The organism is Arthrobacter sp. T572, assembly GCF_056780115.1.
Genome location: NZ_JBRAZQ010000002.1, coordinates 2,784,217 through 2,804,623 on the forward strand (window position 1 = coordinate 2,784,217; position 20,407 = coordinate 2,804,623).

At 64.2% G+C, this 20,407-nt stretch carries 14 protein-coding genes and 2 tRNA genes; 4 read left to right on the forward strand and 12 right to left on the reverse strand.

What is annotated here, in order from left to right; all coding sequences use genetic code 11:
- Nucleotides 1-13 precede the first annotated feature (13 nt).
- From ACUYMZ_RS14065 to ACUYMZ_RS14080, 4 genes are all read right to left on the reverse strand, one after another.
- Nucleotides 14-793, reverse strand: coding sequence for a PIG-L deacetylase family protein (locus tag ACUYMZ_RS14065; protein WP_481603944.1), 780 nt, complete (start codon nt 791-793; stop codon nt 14-16).
- A gap of 4 nt (nt 794-797) precedes the next feature.
- A complete protein-coding gene (locus tag ACUYMZ_RS14070; RefSeq protein WP_481603946.1) occupies nt 798-1,751 on the reverse strand; it encodes an electron transfer flavoprotein subunit alpha/FixB family protein in 954 nt (317 codons plus the stop codon).
- Nucleotides 1,752-1,765: 14 nt separating this feature from the next.
- Nucleotides 1,766-2,569 carry an electron transfer flavoprotein subunit beta/FixA family protein gene (locus ACUYMZ_RS14075; protein WP_481603948.1) on the reverse strand — a complete coding sequence of 268 codons (804 nt, stop codon included), beginning with the start codon at nt 2,567-2,569 and terminating at the stop codon, nt 1,766-1,768.
- A gap of 246 nt (nt 2,570-2,815) precedes the next feature.
- Nucleotides 2,816-4,507 (reverse strand): S1C family serine protease, encoded by a 1,692-nt coding sequence (locus ACUYMZ_RS14080; protein WP_481603950.1) that lies wholly within the window; start codon nt 4,505-4,507, stop codon nt 2,816-2,818.
- A gap of 320 nt (nt 4,508-4,827) precedes the next feature.
- On the opposite strand from ACUYMZ_RS14080, the gene ACUYMZ_RS14085 reads away from it, so the two are divergent.
- Nucleotides 4,828-6,873, forward strand: a complete 2,046-nt coding sequence (locus ACUYMZ_RS14085) for a TPM domain-containing protein (protein ID WP_481603952.1) — start codon at nt 4,828-4,830, stop codon at nt 6,871-6,873.
- Nucleotides 6,874-6,972: 99 nt separating this feature from the next.
- Nucleotides 6,973-7,761: a PspA/IM30 family protein gene (locus tag ACUYMZ_RS14090; RefSeq protein WP_426003372.1), complete on the forward strand. Its 789-nt coding sequence runs from the start codon at nt 6,973-6,975 to the stop codon at nt 7,759-7,761.
- An 87-nt stretch (nt 7,762-7,848) separates the two neighbouring features.
- Here ACUYMZ_RS14090 and ACUYMZ_RS14095 read toward each other — a convergent pair whose 3' ends face one another.
- The 5 genes from ACUYMZ_RS14095 to ACUYMZ_RS14115 form a co-directional block, all read right to left on the reverse strand.
- Nucleotides 7,849-8,646, reverse strand: coding sequence for a GntR family transcriptional regulator (locus ACUYMZ_RS14095; RefSeq protein ID WP_426003374.1), 798 nt, complete (start codon nt 8,644-8,646; stop codon nt 7,849-7,851).
- A gap of 119 nt (nt 8,647-8,765) precedes the next feature.
- Nucleotides 8,766-8,839, reverse strand: a tRNA-Met gene (locus tag ACUYMZ_RS14100).
- 190 nt (nt 8,840-9,029) lie between these two features.
- Nucleotides 9,030-9,103: transfer RNA gene (locus tag ACUYMZ_RS14105), tRNA-Met, on the reverse strand.
- A 132-nt stretch (nt 9,104-9,235) separates the two neighbouring features.
- Entirely contained in the window at nt 9,236-12,220 is a 2,985-nt protein-coding gene (locus ACUYMZ_RS14110; RefSeq protein WP_481603955.1) for a UPF0182 family membrane protein, read from the reverse strand.
- Between the two features lie 129 nt (nt 12,221-12,349).
- Nucleotides 12,350-13,486, reverse strand: a complete 1,137-nt coding sequence (locus ACUYMZ_RS14115; RefSeq protein ID WP_481603957.1) for a YlbL family protein — start codon at nt 13,484-13,486, stop codon at nt 12,350-12,352.
- A 211-nt stretch (nt 13,487-13,697) separates the two neighbouring features.
- Here ACUYMZ_RS14115 and ACUYMZ_RS14120 point away from each other — a divergent pair, with 211 nt between their 5' ends.
- Nucleotides 13,698-15,143 carry a zinc-dependent metalloprotease gene (locus ACUYMZ_RS14120; protein ID WP_426003378.1) on the forward strand — a complete coding sequence of 482 codons (1,446 nt, stop codon included), beginning with the start codon at nt 13,698-13,700 and terminating at the stop codon, nt 15,141-15,143.
- Nucleotides 15,144-15,174: 31 nt separating this feature from the next.
- Here the strand turns inward: ACUYMZ_RS14120 and ACUYMZ_RS14125 are convergent, their stop codons facing one another.
- The 3 genes from ACUYMZ_RS14125 to nudC are packed head-to-tail and all read right to left on the reverse strand — an operon-like array spanning nt 15,175 to nt 18,922.
- Nucleotides 15,175-15,792: a YgjP-like metallopeptidase domain-containing protein gene (locus ACUYMZ_RS14125; protein WP_481603960.1), complete on the reverse strand. Its 618-nt coding sequence runs from the start codon at nt 15,790-15,792 to the stop codon at nt 15,175-15,177.
- Nucleotides 15,792-17,942 (reverse strand): ATP-dependent DNA helicase UvrD2, encoded by a 2,151-nt coding sequence (locus tag ACUYMZ_RS14130; protein WP_481603962.1) that lies wholly within the window; start codon nt 17,940-17,942, stop codon nt 15,792-15,794. The genes ACUYMZ_RS14125 and ACUYMZ_RS14130 overlap by 1 nt, the downstream gene beginning before the upstream one ends.
- Nucleotides 17,939-18,922: an NAD(+) diphosphatase gene (gene nudC, locus ACUYMZ_RS14135; protein ID WP_481603964.1), complete on the reverse strand. Its 984-nt coding sequence runs from the start codon at nt 18,920-18,922 to the stop codon at nt 17,939-17,941. The genes ACUYMZ_RS14130 and nudC overlap by 4 nt, the downstream gene beginning before the upstream one ends.
- A 171-nt stretch (nt 18,923-19,093) precedes the next feature.
- On the opposite strand from nudC, the gene ACUYMZ_RS14140 reads away from it, so the two are divergent.
- Nucleotides 19,094-20,407, forward strand: a complete 1,314-nt coding sequence (locus ACUYMZ_RS14140; RefSeq protein WP_481603966.1) for a macrolide 2'-phosphotransferase — start codon at nt 19,094-19,096, stop codon at nt 20,405-20,407.

Here is a 20,407-nt window from a genome sequence, read left to right on the forward strand (position 1 = left end):
ACCATCGGCAATATCAGAAGCCGGCGATTGTGCTGGATCCATTCACCGACACAACGTGGAAAGCCTCCGCACTGAGCCCGGCGGGGAGCCCCGCCCGTTCGGCATTGGCGACCATCATGCCCCGCACCACCCGCTCCATCGCCCCGATGTCCGGGTGCTGGCTGGCGTGGACGCGGATCGCCTCCACCTTGGCCTCAACGTGGTCCGATACATCCACGAAGTGGTTCTCGCGGTTTTCCGGACCGGCAATGAACCACAGCCATGGAAGTTTGTAGGCCTGCAGGCCGGCCTCGGCGAGCTCCGGGTAGGCGAAAGGGTTCTCCACCGCCGGATATACGGCGCGGGTCACCGCCTCTCCAGCGGCCAGGTGGTCAGGATGGCTCTTCTGGATGCGGTCCCAGTTCCGTTCGGGATGCATGGTCAGCACAATGTCAGGACGGATCTCGCGGATGAGCTGGACCACCTGCTTGATGACATGGTGCGTCGGCTCCAGGTAGCCATCGCGTTCGTGCAGGTAGCGGATATCCTCCACGCCCACGATCGAGGCCGCGCGCTGCTGCTCCTCCGCCCGCAGCTCGATGATCCGCTGGCGGTCCACCGGATCGAAGCCGCCCGCGTCACCATCGGTCATGATGCAGTACGTCACCTCGACACCGGCTGCAGTCCAGGCCGCAATGGTTCCGGCGGCGCCGAAGTCGATGTCGTCCGGATGGGCGGTAAAACAAAGCACCCGTTCAACACGCTCCGTGGAGGCATTGAACGGGCTCTTTGCTGACGAAACGCCAGAACTCAAAGGATCAGCCTTTCCGCTTCTTGATCTCTTCGGTTGCCTGCGGGATGACCTTGAAAAGGTCACCAATGATGCCGAAGTCGGCGATCTCGAAGACCGGCGACTCGGCATCCTTGTTAATGGCAACGATTACCTTGGATGTCTGCATGCCGGCCTTCTGCTGGATCGCGCCGGAGATGCCCGCCGAGATGTACAGCTGGGGCGAAACGGTCACGCCGGTCTGGCCCACCTGCGCGTCATGGCCGATCCAGCCTGCGTCCGTGGCCGCACGCGAAGCACCCACGGCAGCCCCCAGGACATCGGCAAGATCTTCCAGGGGCCCAAAGTCGCCGTCGACGCCGCGGCCACCGGCCACGACGATCCGGGCTTCGCTGAGGTCCGGGCGGCCACTGGCAGGCTTGGCCGCACGTGAGGCGATGCGGGCCGCTGTTGATGCCGCGTCTGCGGGAATCTCCACTTTGGCTGTCTCCGGCGAGCTGGCCGATGCCGCGGGTTCAGGCTCCACGAGGTTGGCCTTCACCGTCAGGACCGCCACCGCAGTGGTGGCCTTGCAGGTGGTGTTGTAGGAACCTGCCAGCACCGACTTGTGCGCAGATCCGTCCGCTTCGACGCCAACGACGTCGGTGATCACTCCGGCATTCAGCTTGATGCCCAGCCGGCCTGCGATCTCTTTGCCTTCAGGAGAGTTCTCCAGCAGGACCCTGGTAGCGCCGGACGCTGCCACTGCAGCGGCAAGGAAGGCGGCCTTGGGGGCCACCAGGTAGTCGCCGAGGTCGTCCGCGGAGGGCTGGTAGACCGTGGTGACCCCGTACGTGCCGAGCGTGGCGACGGTGTCGTCACCCAGGTCACCGTTGACGGCAACGGCGGTCTCCCCCAGCTGCCGGGCGATGGTCAGGAGCTCCAGGCTGCTCTTCTTGAGCGCGGCTCCGGGGTTGTCGATGAAAACGAGTGCGTTAGCCATGGTGTGCAGTCCTCTTAGAGCAGCTTCTGTGCGGCCAGGAAGTCGGCCAGCTTGATGCCGGCATCGCCTTCGTCGGTGATGATGGTGCCGCCGGTCCGCGGCGGGCGGGCCTCGGCAGTTTCCACGACGGTCCATGAACCGGCAAGGCCCACCTGTGAAGGATCGATTCCAAGATCGGCCAGGGTCAGCGACGCAATCTTCTTCTTCTTGGCGGCCAGGATGCCCTTGAAGTTGGGGTAGCGCGGCTCATTGATCTGGTCCGTGACCGAGACCAGCGCGGGCAACTGCGCCTCCACCGTCTCCGAATGGGTGCCGGCATCACGGCGGGCAACCACTGTACGCCCATTGACGTCCAGGGTGGATGCGAAGGTCACCTGCGGAAGGGACAAACGCTCGGCGAGCTGCGCCGGGATCAATGACGTCTCGCCGTCCGTGGACGCCATGCCGGTCAGGACCAGGTCCACCGGCCGGCCATCGGAGGAGATGTGCCTGATCGCCGCCGCAAGTGCCAGTGAGGTGGCAGCGGCATCGGAACCGGCCAAAGCGTCATCGCTGAGGTGGACCCCCGAATAGGCGCCGATCTGGAGGGACTTCTTGACCGCATTGACCGCGCCCGACGGCCCCATGCTCAGCGCGATGACCTCGTTGCCGGCCTTGGCGCCGCCGCGTTCCTCAGCCAGCTGCAATGCTGCCTCGAGGGCGTACTCGTCCAGTTCCGACAAGATGCTCTCGTCGCGGTCCGTGGTGTTGCCCGGTCCGGTGATGTGCCTGTCAAACTGCGCGTCCGGGACGTGCTTGACCAGAACGACAATCTTCAATGTCTCTTCCACTGTCTTCGAAGCAGCCTTCCATGCTTGTGGACGGCCAACCGCAGCAGCGTGGCCGTGAAGTGCCCAGCGTACGGGCCTACCCTAGCTAAGCATATTGCGCCCGGAAATCCGCAGCGGCGTTAACCCCTGTTTCGTCCCTGGCACCCCGCTGATAAACCGCCAAAGCCCGACGGCGGCACGCGCCAAGGTGCGCATGCCGCCCCGGGTGCGTGCCGCCGTCGTGCGTTATCGGCATTACTGGGCCGCGTCCAAGGTGACCTCGATCTCCTGCGACTGGCCGCTGCGCTGGATAGTGACCTTGACCTTGGCGCCTGCCGGCTGTTCACGGACAGCGGCGGTGAGTTGGTTGGGGTCGCTGATGGAGTAATCGCCGAACTTGGTGACGACATCCCCCACCTTGATGCCGGCCTTCGCTGCCGCTGAGTCAGCGGTTACTGCCGCGACTTCCGCGCCGACCGAGAAACCGGAATCGCTGCCGGTGGACGACTTGGACCGTACGGACACACCAAACTGCCCGTGGCTTGCCTTGCCGTTGTCGATGATTTCCTGCGCCACCCGCTTGGCGTGGTTGATGGGAACGCTGAAGCCAACGCCGATGTTGCCGGACGACGATTCGGACGTGCCGCTTCCTGCCGAAGCGATCGCTACGTTGACGCCGATGATTTCGCCCTTGCTGTTGACCAGCGCACCACCGGAATTGCCGGGGTTGATGGCGGCATCAGTCTGGATGACATTAATGGAGATCGACCCCTCGTTGGCCGACCGCTGGCTTTGCCCGCCGTTCGGAGGCGCGAACTGGAAGCCCTCGTCGTCGCCCTGGCTGTCGTCCGGACCGTCTTCGGGCACAGCCGAAGACGCCACGCTGATGGTGCGGTTCAAGGTGGAGACGATGCCATCGGTCACCGTGCCGGTCAGCCCCAGGGGCGAACCGATCGCGACGGCGGTGTCCCCCACGTTGATCTTGGACGAGTCGCCCAACGTGGCCGGAACAAGGCCTGAAGCGTCGCTGACCTTGATCACTGCAAGGTCGGACAACGGGTCGGTGCCCACGACCGTGGCTTTCAGGACCTTCCCATCATGGGTCCGCACCTCGATGGCGGCGTTGGCAGTCGCACCATCAAGGGTCACCACGTGGGTGTTGGTCAGGATGTGGCCTTGGTCGTCGATGATGATGCCCGAGCCCGTTCCGCCTTCGCCGCCGCTGGTTGCCTTGATCGTGACCACGCTGGGAGAGGCCTTGGCCGCAGCCGCGGTGATGACGTTGACATCGTCCTTGTTGTTGACGATCACTGTGCTCGACTGGCCGCCCGTCGAGGACGCGGGCGCGGGCTCGTCCCACAGTGCGTTGCTGCCGGCCACGACGCCGCCGCCAACCAGGCCCGCCGCCAGGATGCTCGCCACCAGCGTCCCCACACCGAAGGCAGGCTTCTTCCTGGTCGCCGCGGGGGCCTGGCCGCCCTGGGTGTGCTGGGGGCCCTGTGCGTAAGGGTGGCCGGCGTTGCCCGGTGATCCCGCGAAGTAGGCGCCTTGGTGCGCGCCATAGGGCGCAGTCGGGTTGGCCTGGCTGCCCCCTTGCCCCTGGTGGGGCTGGGCCGGGCCGGCGCCATGGAACGGCTGCCGCTGCGGGTAACTGGGACGGAACTGGTCCTGTGAAGGCTGCGGATGCTGGGAGGGGCCGGGTTCAGCACCGGGCGAATGGAAGGCTGGAAGCGGAGCGGTGGCGTTGGCATCGCGTCCCGGCGCGTCGCGGACAGGCTCTGCGCCCCCCGGGGCGGATGGCTGGTTGCCCTGATCATGGCTGGGCTGGTCCTGTCCTTGCGCCGCCTGCTCCGCAGCCTCGGCGTTCGGGGCCACCCCGGGAGCCTGGCGCGGCTGGGACGGCTCGCGGTTCTCTGGTCCGGCGCCCTGGGCTGGGTTCTCCGTCATGGTCTTCCTTTCGTCCTTGTCTCCCCTAACTATGAACCCTATTACTGGAACAAATTCGGACGTTTGCTGAGAGCTTCCTGAACGAGGAACGCGAAGAGTTGCAACTGCCCCCTGAAGGGCTTCAACGCGCGGCCTGAACGCTGTTCTCCACCATTTCGCTGGTGGCATATTCACTGCCTTGGACGGGGTGTGGGGTGCACCATAGAATCAAGAGGAATTGCCACAGCGACCTGCGGCTTTACACCATGCGTGGGGGCGCTGAGCATTCTGTGACGATTGGTTCGCCCTGTTCCAGTCGCAGACGTGCTGAAGGGTTGCACATGCGGTCAATAGTGAAACGTGTACTCGCCGTGATTGGCGTGGCTGGAATGTTGGCCCTACCGGCCGGCGCAGCGTGGGCCGAAGATCCGGTCACGCTTGATCCCGCCACCAAAATCGTGGATTCCGCCGGCGTCCTGGGCGGTGATAAAGCCAAGGTGCAGGAAGCCATCCAGAAGCTCGGGTCGGAACACGCCATGACACTGCACGCCGTTTTCGTGAAGCGCTTCGAGAACCCGGCCGATCGGGTCGAATGGGTTGCAGACGTAGCAGAGAAAGCCAACCTCGGACCCAACGCCCTGGTCCTCGCCGTAGCAACGGACACCCGCCAATACCAGCTGGGCAAGCCCAGCAACAGCAAAATCACCAACGCGCAGCGTGACAACATCACCAGCAAGGCCATTGATCCACAGCTGCGCGCCGGAAATTATGCCCAGGCTGTCATCGATGCCGCTGCCGCCATTGGTGACGCAGCCGGAGGCGGCAGCGGCAACGTACCCAACGGCAACGCAGGCGTGGGAGTGCTGGTGGGAGCCGGCGTCGTTGCTGCCGGCGGCGTAGGCACCTACCTGTACTTGCGCAATCGCCGGAAGAAGTCCGGCCAGGCCTCCTCGCCCGGCTTCGGCCCGCAAGGTGAGCAGCTCGATCCTTTGGCCGGGCTCACCATTGCTGAGCTTCGCCAGAAAAGCGGTTCCCTGCTGATCGAAGCAGATGACGCCATCAAGTCCAGCGAGCAGGAACTCGGGTTCGCCCAGGCACAGTATGGCGATGCCGCCATCGGGAACTTCACCAAGGCCCTCCACGAAGCCAAGGGCCACATGACCGAGTCGTTCAAGCTGCAACAGCAACTGGACGACCACATCCCGGACACTGAAGAGCAGCAGCGGAGCTGGCTGGGAGAGATTATCCGCCGCTCGGAGGCAGCACTCGCCTCCCTTCGCGACCAGAAGGCCGATTTCGACTCGCTTCGCGAACTGGAGAAAAATGCCCCGCAGGCGCTGGCAACGGTCAGCGCGGGCGCCCGTGAAGCCGATGCCCGGATCTCCAGCGCCGAGCAGTCCCTGGACGGCCTTCGTGCCAAGTACGCCGACTCTGCCCTGGCGCAGGTCTCCGATAACATCCTGCAGGCCAAGGAACGGCTGGCATTCGTCCAGAACGCCGTCGCAACCGCCCAGGAGAAGCTCACAGCCGGCGACAACAGCATGGCCGCCGTAGCAGTACGGGCAGCGGAAGAGAGCCTGCACCAGACTAACGTCCTTATCGACGCCATCTCCAAAACCGCCGGAAGCCTGGACGAGGCCCGGACCTCGCTGGAAAGCGCCGTGGCGGAAACCAGCCAGGACCTTGCCCAGGCACGCGCCATGATCCAGTCCGGACAGCATCCTGAGCTGGCGGGCCCGGTGGCGGGCGTCGAGTCTGCTCTGGCGCAGGTCAAGAACGAAATCCAGGGCGGCAAGATCGACCCCATCGCCACCTTGAACCGCGTGGAGACTGCCCACCAGGCGCTGGATCAGTCGCTGTCCGGCATCCGGGACCAGCAGGAGCAGGCCCGCCGTGCACAGGCCTCCCTGCAGCAGACCATCATGGCTGCCCAGGCTCAGATCAGCGCAACCTCGGACTACATCACGGCCCGCCGCGGAGGCGTGGGAACCGAGGCCCGCACCAGGCTGGCCGAGGCCCAGCGCAACCTGGACTATGCCCTGTCCATTTCACGCAATGATCCCGTGACTGCGTTGACCTATGCACAGCAGGCCCACTCGCTCGCGGCCCAGGCAGCGCAGCTTGCCCAGTCCGATGTTGACCAGTTCGGCTATGCCAACCAGGGCTACGGCCGTGGCGGCATGTTCGGTGGCGGCGGAGGTGGCGGCCTCGGCGGGGCCATCCTGGGCGGCATCCTCATCAACTCCATCCTCAACGGAGGCGGGGGCGGTTGGGGCGGCGGCCACAATGACGGCGGCGACGGAGGCTTCTTCGGCGGTGGCGACTCGGGCGGCGGCTTTGACGCCGGCGGCTGGGGCGGCGACGGCGGTGGCGGCGGCGACTTCTAGCCCGGACAGACTAGGTGGGGCATACGCCCACGTAGAAGCGGTACAACAACTGATCACTGATTTCAGTGGTTCCCACTGAGCAGGACGAAAGGCAACACCATGGTTAAGCAGTCCATTTTCGGTCGGATCGCACAGCTCGCCAAGGCAAACATCAACGCTTTGCTGGATCAGGCTGAGGACCCGCAGAAGATGCTGGACCAGATGGTCCGCGACTACACGAACAACATTGCCGAAGCCGAGTCCGCTGTGGCCCAGACCATCGGCAACCTTCGCATGCTGCAGGCGGACTACAACGAGGACATCAAGAACGCACAGGACTGGGGCAACAAGGCCCTGGCGGCTTCCCGCAAGGCAGACGAGTACCGTGCGTCCGGTGACAGCGTCGATGCTGAGAAGTTCGACAACCTGGCCAAGGTGGCAATTCAACGCCAGATGGCCGCCGAGTCCGAAGCCAGGGCTGCCGAACCGAGCATTGCATCGCAGACCGAAGTCGTGGACAAGCTCAAGAGTGGCTTGGACCAGATGAAGAACAAGCTCAACCAGCTCACTGCAAAGCGCAACGAGCTTGTTGCCCGTTCCAAGACGGCTGCTGCCCAGTCCCAGGTGCACGACGCCCTCAAGAGCATCGACATCATGGACCCCACCAGCGAGGTCGGCCGTTTCGAAGAGAAGATCCGCCGCGAGGAAGCCAAGGTCCTGGGCCAACAGGAACTCGCAGCCTCCAGCCTGGACGCGCAGTTCAACCAGCTTGAGGACCTCGGTGAGCAGACGGAGATCGAGGCTCGCCTCGCGGCCTTGAAGTCCGGCGGCAGCAAGCCGGCGATCGGTGCGGGCGCCCCCTCCACCACCAATGCAACCATCGACGAAGCCGACTTCGACAAGCTCTAGGCACCACCGGGGCCACGGCCTCGACAACTGTGCAGCCGTAACGGCCGGATTCCACAGGGATCCGGCCGTTAGTGCATCCGGGAGGCCTTACGGCGCGGCGGAGCCCGGCGCTTCCTCCCCCGGGCTGGCATCCGTGGCTACTTCTGCCCGGATTTCAAAACCTTTGGGGTGGAAGTAGGTCACAGTGCATTCCAGGACTTCGCCATGGGGCCCCAATGTGGTGCGCTCCAGGCGCGGTACTACCGGGAACTCCCTGACGTTCAGGGCGTCTGCCAGGTGATCCGGAGGTGCGTGCATGGTCACAGTGATCTCTGCCCGGTGCAAGGGTTTCAGGGTCCGGTCCTGGATGACCTGGTAGATGGAGTTCTTCTCGGCGTCGGCGAGGCTGATGTGGCGGCCTATGTGGGACGGGATAAAGATTTCGGCAATGGCGTAGGGCCAGCCGGCGCTGGAGTAGGAACGGCGGATGACCAGGACGAGGTTGTCGTCGGAAACCAGCTTGGCTGGCACCGATCTGTCTTTCTCCATCCATTTGTATTCGATGAGGCCCTTGACCGTTTTCATGCCGGCGGCGGTAAAGGTCTCCATGAACGGTGCAAGTCGGTTGAGCATGCGGACGGGGCTCTGCGCCCTGACGAAGGTCCCCTTGCCTTGCCGGCGCACCAGCAGGCCTTTGACCACCAGGGTCTCGATCGCTTTTCGGACCGTGGTGCGGCTGATGCCGTAGTCCGCCATCAACGACTCTTCCGTGGGGATCCGCGAACCAGGTTCCAGGCTGCCCACCAGTTCGGTCAGGACGTCCGCAACCTGCTGGTAAACGGCAACGGGGCTGTCCCTCTCCAGGACCGGCCGGTGTGGGCCCTTCGCGTTGTCTTCGTCGACCATGTCACCTTTCCGCCGTGGTTGCCCAGTGCCGGACTGATGCTACACCAGCCAGGCGAACCGCCGGGTATGAAAAAAGTCCGGACCGGTTTTCACCGGTCCGGACTTCTTTCATCTTCCAGTTGCGGGGACAGGATTTGAACCTGTGACCTCTGGGTTATGAGCCCAGCGAGCTACCGAACTGCTCCACCCCGCGTCGCTTGATCAACAATACCCCATGTGAAAGGCGCTTTTTGCCATTCGGGGCACTTGGTGCCGGAGATCACATTGGCGTAGGTGGCCCGATTGGCATCTCCGCAAATCAGTGAGGTTGCATGCGGCAGGCAGAAACAGGCACGAACAACAAAAGACCCGGACCAGTTTTTCTGATCCGGGTCTTTTCCCAGTTGCGGGGACAGGATTTGAACCTGTGACCTCTGGGTTATGAGCCCAGCGAGCTACCGAACTGCTCCACCCCGCGTCGCAAGAACAACATTACCGTCCGGTGAACTGCGGACCAAATCGAGGGGCAGTGATCTGCGTCTCCACACAGGAAGGCCGGCATCCGCAGTCTCACGGATACCGGCCTTCCAGGGTGAACCCCGGCTATCCCCTAGCTGCTGGGGGTAGGCGACGGCGTGGCACTCGGCGTCGCCGCTGGAGCAGAAGTCACACCAAGCTTGGCTTCTGCGTCCAAAGCCTTCTGCAAGGCTTCGGACAGCCTGGTCTGCTGCTGGCCGTAACCTGCGAAATCACCCTTGGCCAAGGCGGCCTGTCCGTCCCGGATCGCCTGGTTGGCTTCATCCAGGGCGGCCTTGAGTTCTGCCTTCGCATCAACGGGTCCGGCCGGCGGAGTCGTGGTGCCGGGCGGCGTAGCCGGTGTTTGGCCGTTGTTCTCAGAGTCGCCTGCCTCCGCTCCGGAGTTACCGCCAAACAACTGGTTCAGGGCCTCATCGAGGGTGGCAGCAAAGCCGATCTTGTCGCCAAAGGCCACCAGGACGCGTTGGAGGGTCGGGTAGGACGTCTCACCCGTGGACTTGAGGTAGACAGGCTGGACGTACAGCAGGCCACCACCCACAGGGAGGGTCAACAGGTTGCCGTTCAGCACGTCCGAGGCGCCTTGGCGAAGCAGGTTGAGTGCCTGCGACACCGTGGGGTCGGAGTTGAACTTGTTCTGGGCCTGGCCCGGCCCGGGGACCTGGGTGTCAGTGGGCAGTTGCAGAAGCCGCAGCTTGCCGTAACTGTCCGCTTTCTCGCCCTTGACGTTGCCCGCGTCGGAGTCCGCGGCCAGGAACCCGTACAAGACGTTACGCGCATTGCCATTGACCGTCTGCGGAATGAAGGAGGAGGTCAGCTGGAAGGCAGGCTTCTCCTGGTCCGGCATCTGCAGGGACATGTAGAACGGCGGCTGCTTGACGGCTTCGGAGACCGTTGGGTCGTTCGGAACGCTCCAAGCATCGTTGTTCTGGTAGAAGCTGTCCGGGTCCGTCACGTGGTAGCGGCCCAGGAGTTCACGCTGGACCTTGAACAGGTCCTCCGGGTAACGGACGTGGCTCATGAGGTCGCCCGACATATCGGAGTATGGCTTGATGACAGTCGGGAAGACCTTCTGCCAGGCCTTCAGCAGCGGGTCCTGGTCATCCCAGGCGTACAAAGTGACCGATCCGTCGTAGGCGTCGACAGTGGCCTTGACCGAGTTCCGGATGTAGTTGACCGAGCTGTTGGGCAAGGCAACGGTCCGGCCGGCGCTTGTCTGGGAATCGACAGTGGCGTTCTGCAGCTGCTGGGGCTGGGAGTACGGGAAGTACTGGCTGGTGGTGTAACCATCCACGATCCACTTCACCCGGCCATCCACCACGGCCGGGTAGGCGTTGCCGTCAACGGTCAGGTAAGGGGCAAGTTTCTCGACGCGTTCGCGCGGATTCCGGTCATACAGAATCTGCGACTCCACATTTACGCCGTCCGACAGCAAGAGGTCCGAGGACTGGAACTTGATGGAGTACAGAATGCGGTTCAACCAGTTGCCGACGTTGGGCCCGCCGTTGCCGGTGAAGGTGTACTGCGTTTCGCCACTGCCTTCACGCCCGGCGGGACGGTCCTGTTCCCGGTTGGGGGCGCCGTCCGGAGCACCCACAATGGAGTATTCCGGCGAGTTCTCGCCGAAGTAGATACGGGGCTGGTAGGTGGTGTCGTTGCCGAGGACACCGTTGGTGGGAATGCCGGACTGGAGGAACTCCGGCTTGCCGTCCGCGGTGAACTTGTTGCCCTTGGCGGCAACCACGCCATAGCCGTGGGTGTACACGATGTGCCGGTTGACCCAGGTCTGCTGGCTGGCGCTAAGTCCATCCGGATTCAGCTCCCGAACCGCGATCACGGTGTCCTGGACCTTGCCGTCAACCGTGTAGCGGTCCACGTTCAGCGTCTGCGGGAACTGGTAGTACGGACGGTACTGTTCCAGCTGCGAGAACGCCGAGGAAATAAGGTTCGGATCCAACAGGCGGATGTTTGCTGCCGTCTGCGCATCATCGGCCAGGGCACCGCTTGTGGCCGTGGTGGTGGCGTTGTACGCGGACACCTCGATCTTGTCCAACCCGTAAGCAGCACGGGTCATGGTGATGTTGCGGTTGATGAACTCCCTTTCCAGGGTGTTCTCCGACGGGCGTACCTGGAACTGCTGGATCACCCAGGGGTAGACGCCGCCGGCCAGGATGGCAGTGATGATGAGCATCGCCGTGCCGATGACGGGCAAGCGCCAGCGGGCGATCACAGCGGCCACAATGAACAGGATTGCCACCAGGCCCGCTGCCACGGCCAGGATGGCCTTGGTGGGAACCACCGCGTTGACGTCCGTGTACAAGGCACCCGCCCAGCGTCCGGCCGAGCTCTGCACCGTGGTGTACCGGTCGAGCCAGAAGTTCACACCCAGCAGAAGCAGGAAGAACGCGCCGGTCACGGCGATGTGGATCTGGGCGGCGCGGCTTGTGAAGATCCCGCGCTCCATGAGCCGGATGCTGCCGTACAGGTAGTGCGTGAGGATGCCCGCAATGCCGGCCACGACAGCGATGCTGATCAGGAAACCGGTGACGAACCCCAGAAAGGGCAGGGACATGAGGTAGAAGCTGATGTCCAGGTTGAACAGAGGATCACTCTGTCCAAACGGCTCCTGGTTGAAGAACAGCAGTACTTTCTGCCACTGGCTGGCCGCAGCGCTGCCGGCGAACAGGCCGAACAGGATCGGCAGGCCGATCATCACCACGCGGCGAACAGGCTCAAGCTGCGCCTGGTAGCGGTTCAGGTTGTCCCGTGACTCGGCGTCGGGGGCGTAGACGGGCCGCGAGCGGTAGGCGATCCTGATGGCAAAAAAGACAGCAGCGAACATCATGGCGAACCCGACCAGGAAGGTCAGGATCCGGGCGAGGTTCTCACGCAGGTAGACCTCAAAGAAGCCAAGCTGCTGGTACCACAGGACATCTGTCCACACATTGGCGAAGAAAATGAAGCCGACGACCACCACTGCGACGACAATGAGCGTCGGAGTCAGGGCACCTCGTCTCAGCGGCGATCTTCCGGGCGGGCTGGAGCTGGCGGGACGGGACAAACTCTGTACCTCATTGGTGGTCGTCAGTTAACAGTCGGTATGCGTGTGATGTGACAATTCCCGACACTGGGGTGGCGGGAGCTGTCATATATGCCACGAGTGGCAGTGGAGCTAAGTTCCACCGCCAGTCTAATTGTTCGTGCAGGTGGGAAGGCCTTTGGTGTCCTGGCCGTTACCAAGGCGTTCCACTGCGGCCCGGGCATCGGCAAGAGTCTCTACCTTGACTACCTGCAAACCGTCCGGCACATGTCCCACGACATCCGCGCAGTTTGCCGCCGGCGCAAGGAACATGGTGGCGCCATGCTGCCGCGCCCCGATCATCTTCTGGGCAATGCCGCCGATTGGCCCTACGGCCCCGTCGGCGGAAATGGTGCCAGTGCCGGCCACATGCTTCCCGCCGGTGAGGTCCCCCGGTTCCAGGTTGTCCACGATGCCCAGCGCGAACATCATGCCGGCACTGGGCCCGCCAACATTCTCAAGGGAAATCTTCACATCAAAGGGGAAGGTGAAGTCGCTGGCCAGAAGGACACCCAGGACGTACCTGCCGGCCTGGTTCTTCACGGGAGTCACCGACTCCGTCACGGAGCTTCCGTTGCGGTCCACGACGACGGCCGCTGCAGCGCCTGCCCCGGCGGACAGTTCTTCCTGGATCACCGCCATGGACGACACCGGTTTACCGTTGATGGACGTGAGGACATCGCCTTCCTGGATTTTGCCTTCCGACGGGGACTCCTCCGAAAGTCCCGCGACAGTGAGCTTCTGCTCAAAGGGGATGTCCAGTTCCCTGAGCGCGGCGGCGACGGCGTTCTCCTGGGAGGACTCCATGGCCACTTCGCTCTGTTTGACGGTTTCCTCGGCCGTGGTGCCCTTGGGGTAGATCAGTTCCTCCGGGTAGACGGCTTTGGAGGGGTCCGCCCATCCGCCAAAGACGTCGAAGATTGTTGCCGGAGATTTGGGGCCACCGGTCATGACGACGGTCGTCAGGTCCAGGTTGCCCTGGGCCGGAAAGGACTCCCGGCCGGAAATGCTGATGACAGGCTTGTCGCCGTCCTGCCCGAGGGTGTTGAAGGTCGGACCGGCCGATTCGACAACATAGGGCACGGGCAGCGCTGCCGCCCCCAGGCCCAGCCCCAAGGCCAGCAGCCCCGACACCACCATCAGCATGTAGCGGCTTCCACCGGAAGGCTCCGCAGGCACGGAGGAGGGATCGGCGTCGGGCATTTGACGCGGGTCAACCGAGCCCCCAGGGCTGGGCGAAGTAAGCATTGAGGGCCTCTCTTGCCGGTGGTTCGTGCGCGGCACATTGGCTCCGCCCGCGCGAAGCGGCGGCGATATATACCAAACATCCACACTACGCGGTCCCGGGTTGCCGGGCTGCTTTGCCTACAGCGAACTACGCCGCGAACAGGCAGACAGCCCCTGCCCCTCGGGGTACGGTGAAAGTGATCACCAGGTAGGTTCGACGATCGGCGGCACCATGACTTCCAACCCCAACAATCCGTCCAACGACGACGACGCACCCAAGGATCCGCTGGCAGAAATGCTGCAAAACCTGATGGGCGGCCAGGGGATGGGCAACATCGACCCCGCTGAACTGGCCAAGGCAGCCGGGCTGCCCAACGATCCCCAGCTGCTGCAGCAGATGTTCGCCCAGGTCCAGGCGATGATGAGCTCCACCTCCGAGGGGCCCGTGAACTGGAAACTGGCCCACGACAACGCCCGACGTGTGGCAGCTGCGGGCGGTGATCCGTCCGTGAACACCCAGCAGTCCCGCGGGGTAGACGAAGCCCTCCGTTTGGCTGAGCTGTGGCTCGACCCCGTCACCGACCTCCCGGCAACAGGGTTGATTGGCCACGCGTGGTCGCGCGCGGAATGGGTGGAGGCCACGCTCGGAACCTGGAAGCGGCTGACCGAACCGGTGGCCAACAGCATCGCGAACGCGCTGTCCAATGCGCTGACCCAGCAGATGCCGGAGGAGATGAAGTCCATGATGGGCGGTGCCTCCTCCATGCTGCAGAACATGGGCGGTGCAATCTTCGGGATGCAGTTGGGCCAGGCAATCGGTGCCCTGTCCGCGGAAGTGGTCAGCTCCACGGACATTGGCGTGCCGCTGGCCGATCTGGAAATGGCCCTGCTGCCGGCCAATGTGGCCAAATTCGGTGAAGGCCTGAGCCTTCCGGAAAACGATGTCAGGCTGTTCCTCGCGGTCAGGGAGGCCGCGCATGCCCGGTTGTTCGTTCAGGTGCCGTGGCTCCGCGGCCACCTGCTTGGCGCCATCGAGGCCTACGCCCGGGGCATCCACATCGACATGTCGCGCATAGAAGACCTCGCCCGCGACCTGGATCCCAGCAACCCCGAAGGCATCCAGGAAGCCCTCTCCCAAGGCGTCTTCACGCCGGAGCGGACCCCCGTCCAAACGGCTGCGCTGGAGAAACTCGAAACTGCACTGGCGTTGGTGGAGGGCTGGGTGGATGAGCTGACGGCCGAAGCCACGGCCAACGTACTTCCCTCGGCCACCGCACTGCGGGAAACTGTCCGCCGGCGCCGCGCTACGGGCGGTCCCGCCGAGCACGCGTTCTCGTCACTTGTGGGGCTGGAACTGCGTCCCCGCCGACTCCGGGAAGCTGCCACCCTGTGGGCCACCCTCAAGGAGGAACGCGGGATAGCAGGCCGTGACGCCATCTGGCATCACCCGGATCTCCTGCCGACGGGCGAGGACCTGGACGATCCCCAGGGCTTCTCATCGCGCCGGAAGTTGGCGGAGGCCAGCGACAGCGAAGTGGACGACGCCCTGCAGAAGCTGCTCAGTGGCGGCTACGACGCTCCGGCCGACGCCGACGAAGGGGACAGCTCCCCCGGTGAGGCAGCGAAGGACGACGACGCAGAGGGCCGGGACGGCGATCCCCAACCGCCCGTCAGGTAACGGGCGCGGCGCGCGGCAGGACAGCCGGGCGTCAGTCCTGCTCTTCCGCCGCTGGCCCGGGGTTCCCGGGCAGGCCCCGGGAGGTGGCGAAGGCCACGCCCTCCAGGAAGCCCTTGGCCCGCTCCGTTTCCGGATAGGTCTCCAGAAGGCGCCAGAACGAGGCATCGTGTCCAGCGACCAACAGATGCGCAAGTTCATGGAGCAGAACGTAGTCGATCACCCATTGCGGCATGGCCTGCAGCTTGTGGGACAACCGGATGGTGCCATCGGCAGGTGTAGCCGAACCCCACCGTGAGTTTTGGTTGGTGACCCAGCGGACGGACGTGGGCACGGCCCTTCCACCCAGATAGGTCCGGGAAAGGGTTCCGGCGTGCCGGGCAAGGGCCTCATCGTTGGCAGGCGGCCGCCTCCCCTTGGCCCCGGAACGCTCCCCCTGCTTCTTCAGCTTGGCCAGCATTCTTCGGACCCATTCACGTTCCTGGGCCTTGCTGAAGGTCGCCGGAATGGCCACCACGGCATTTCCGTCTTCCCAAAAAGCCGCCACCGTCCGCTTGCGCCGCGCAGAGCGTCGGACCACTACAGGGGCGCCCTCTTCAGTCGTCAAAGGCACCCCGGCGTTGTTGGCGTCCCTGGAATGGCTGCGCATCATCACGCCTCCTCACCTTCCGTGGGATGCGAAGTCCCGGCGAGCACCGCCAACACGGCCTCTCCATAGCGCTCAAGCTTTGAAGGGCCCACCCCTGCCAACGCGGAGAGTTCTTCCAAAGAGGAAGGCCTGGCTTCGGCGATGGCCGTCAGCGTGGCATCCGTAAAGACGACATACGCCGGAACGTCCGCGGACTGGGCCTCAGTCCTGCGCCATTGCCGCAACGCCTCAAAGGTCTGTTCCTCATACCCGGGAGGACACTGGTTGCACCGGCCGACCTTGCGCTCCGCGCCAGTAGCCAGCATGCTCCCGCAAACCCGGCACGAGGCCGGCGCGGCTGCCTTCCGCTTCTGGGTGGTTGTCCGGCTGCGCGCACCCGCGGCGCCGGCGGTTTCCGGGCGCAGCCCCTCCAGGAAGCGCGACGGCTTGCGGTTGGCCCTCCCTCCCGGGGTCCGGGCCGTGGACCATGACAGAGTGAGATGTTCCCTGGCGCGCGTGATGCCCACGTAGAGCAGGCGACGTTCTTCGTCCACGTCCTCCGGTGAATCAGCGAAGGAAATGGGCATCAGGCCCTCGCTCAAGCCCACAAGGAATACGGCGTCCCACTCGAGGCCCTTGGCGGCATGAAGGGAGGCCAGAGTGACACCCTGGACGGTCGGAGCATGCTGCGCCACGGAACGCTCCTGCAGTTCATTGACGAAGTCGCCCAGGGCATACGACTCTCCGCGGCTGGCAGCCAGCTCATCGGCCAGCGCCACCAAGGCAGCAAGGGACTCCCACCGCTCACGAAGCGCCCCGCCGCTGTGCGGAGCTGAATCCGTATAGCCCAGGGACGACACGATGTCCCGCACGACCTGCCCCAGGGACTGCTGCCCTTCCTCGGCGACCGCACGGGTAGCAGCACGCAACTGAAGAATGGCGTCGCGGACCTCTTTGCGGGCGAAGAACCTCTCGCCGCCCCTGAGCTGGTAACCGATACCCGCAGACGCCAGCGCCTGCTCGTAAGCCTCGGACTGGCCGTTCGTGCGGAAAAGGATGGCAATTTCGCTGGCCTTTACCCCGGCGTCCAGCAACTCCTGGATCCTGCCGGCCACCACAGCGGCTTCGGCTTCATCGTCAGGGCATTCCATGAAACGCGGCTCCGGACCGGAAGGCCGTTGGGCCACAAGCCGGAGCGGTGGAGCCCACGCCGCGTCGGCTGCAGGACCACCGCTGCGCCGGTTGCCCAGGAGATCGTTGGCCAGCTTTACCACCTGCGGGGTTGAACGGTAGTCACGGACGAGCTTGACCACGGTGGCGCCTGGATACCGGGCTTTGAAGTTCAGGAGATGTTCAGGCGAAGCTCCCGTGAAGGAATAAATGGTCTGGCTGGCATCCCCAACGACGCACAGCTCTTCCCGGCCACCCAGCCACAGGTCAAGGAGCCGCTGCTGCAGTGGCGAAACGTCCTGGTATTCGTCGACGACGAAATGCCTGTACTGTTCCCGCACCGTGGCTGCAACTTTCGGGTCCTCCTGAAGGATCCCCACGGTTATCAGCAGGACGTCCTCGAAGTCGATGACATTGCGGTCCGTCTTCAAATCCTCGTAGGCCTGGAATACCCGGGAGACGGTGGTGAGATCGAACCCGCCGGGCGAACCCCGGCCCTTGGCGTTTTCAAGGTAGTTTGCCGGGGTGAGCATGGAGACCTTGGCCCACTCGATCTCCGCGGCGAGGTCCCTGATGGAGGCCCGGTCCGTGCTGAGGCGCAGCCGGCGGGAAGCCTCGGCAATCATGGTGGCCTTGTGGTCCAGGAGACTGGGCAACGTACCACCGATGGCCTGCGGCCAGAAGAACTGCAACTGACGCAGGGCCGCTGCATGGAAGGTCCGGGCCTGGACGTTGGCTACACCGAGATCCCGCAGACGGCTTCGCATCTCTGCCGCGGCCCGTGCGGTGAAGGTAACCGCCAGCAGGCGTTGGGGCGAATAAACCCCGGAATGCACCCCGTAGGCAATGCGGTGCGTAATGGCACGCGTCTTGCCGGTGCCTGCACCGGCAAGAACGCACAAAGGACCGCTGAGGGTGCTTGCAACTTCGCGCTGTTCTTCGTCCAGTCCCCCGAGGACCCTGTCCTCCAAGGAACCGGCGGTGTCGAAAATGCCCAGCGTCACGGTTGAAGGTCTTCGATAACGCCGCCGTACCAATGCTCAATCAGGGAACGTGCGATGGAGAGACGCGTGGAAATGGTGATCTCACCCTCCAACACCGCCTTCTGGAGTTCCTCGCGGCTGAACCAGCGGGCGCGGGTGACTTCGACACCGTCTGGTCGCGCGACAGAGTCTTCAGTGACAGCAGTGAAGCCCAGCATGAGGGAGGCCGGGAACGGCCACGACTGGGAACCCAGATACTGGCAGGCAGTGACGCGGATCCCGACTTCCTCGCCGATCTCCCTTACCACGGCCTGTTCCAAGGACTCCCCCGGTTCCACGAAACCCGCGAACGTGGAGTAATTCCGGGCGTCCGCCGGGCCACCTCCGCCCAGGAGAACCCGGCCGTCCGGCCCCACGACCGTGACGATGATGGCCGGATCAGTGCGGGGGTAATGCTCCGAGTTGTCCTTGGGGCACCGACGTACCCATCCACCGGCTTCAATGTCCGTGGGCGCCCCGCACTGGGGGCAGTGGGTGTGGGTGGCATGCCAGTTCGAGATGGCACTGGCCTCGATGAACAGTGCGGTGTCACTGGGATCCAGGCTGCCGGCGACCTCCCGGAAACCCGACCATTCCGCGTTGGCGGGAATGCCGAGGGTGCCCGGCTCCGGGGCATCCGCGACAGTAAAGAGCAATACAGGTGTTCCCTGGGGCAGGGACGACGGTCCCAGCGTGGCGCCCAGATAGATGGCCGAAGCCGTACCGGATGCTTCCAGGGCCGCCCACAACGGTGAAGCGTCGCCGAACCACAGCCCGTCCGGGGTGACCAACGCTTTGCGCTGCGAAATCACCATGGCTTTGGCCGTGCCTGAATCCACCAACTGCTGGACCATGCCGGGCTTCATGCGTTCCACTGAGCCGCGGTCCACCAGCGCAGGACGAACTGGAAGAACAGTATCCATCAGGTGGTTGGCAAGCGCCGGAGACTCCGCATAACTCATGTACCTACCGTACTGATTCCCACCGACAAAAAACATTTGGACCGCCTGGGCGTTGTGGACATCACCGGGACAGGCGCAGCAAAGGTAGAAAGGGCCCTTGTTTTCAGGCGGATGTGAAGACTCGCCGCACTGCATCATGGCCAGACGCTCCGGTCAATCTACCGTTGAAGCGTGAGAAGAACACCGCTCGAACTGGCCGCTGTAGCAACTGCGGCGGTGCCCGGCCTGGCACCGACGGCTACAGCCTTTTCCCCCGACGACGACGCCGACTTCGATTCAGCGTTGCTGCTCGACGCGGAAGGCAAGCGCTGGCGCGTCCGTTCCCCGCGGCATCCCGAGGCGAGTACGCGCCTGGAAACAGAGCTCATGGTCCTGCGCGCCTTTGCGCCTGCCATCAGGGCCGAACTCCCTTTCCACGTACCGACCGTGGCAGGCACCGTCCGCCAGGGTGCCCTCACGACGTTCGTCTACGCCCACCTGCAAGGCTCCACTCTTTCCATCGAGGAATTGTCGTCGGCAAGCCCTGCCTTGGCGCGGGAGGTCGGTACAGCACTGGCTGCGATCCATGACCTTCCCTTGGCACTGGTCACGAACGCCGACCTTCCCAGCTACTCAGCCAACGAGTTCCGCCAGCGCAAACTCAATGAGCTGGATCAGGCGGCCACTACCGGAAAGATCCCGGCGTCGCTGCTGCGCCGGTGGGAACACGCTTTGGAAGACGTCGCCTTGTGGCGCTTCAACACCTCGGTGGTTCATGGAGATCTTCATGAAGACAACCTGATGATCCACCACAACGCCGTGACCGCCGTCACGGGCTGGACCGACCTCCGGATCGGTGATCCTGCAGACGACTTCGCCTGGCTGGTGGCGTCGAACGAGCCGGCGTTCGTGGAAGCTGTCCTGTACCAGTACACCAAGGCACGTCGGGAATCCCCTGACGCGCACCTCCTTCGGCGTGCTGCGCTCCTGGCGGAATTCGCTTTGGCGCAGTACCTGGTCAAAGCCATGGCTGTGGGGCATGAGGACATGACAGCGGAAGCCGAATCCATGCTCAAGACGCTGGCTGAGGACATCGAGGCCCAGGAGGAACAGGACGCCCAGGCAGGTCACCCCGGTGACGCCGACCCGGAAACCGCCGCCACCGGGGTGCCGCAGGTTGCGCCGCAGTCGGCTGCGGTCACCGTCGCCGCCATCCCCGACAGCGCCATGCCCGACGGCGCCGCACCGGTGTCGGTCTCGTCCATACGTCCCGCTGTGCAAACAGCGCCGGAACCACGCGCGGACGCTGTCCCGCCCGCCCAGGACGCCCCCGGGGAGGCGCATGACACTCCCACAGGGCCGGCGTCCGACGCACGGACCAGCGATCAGAGCGTTGAGAACGACGGCCCGGACGCCACGCAGGAAACGCAGGAACAGGCACCGGCATCCAGTGCGGTTGACGATACCTCGACCACCGCATTGACCGTGGTCAAGGCGGTGCCCTGA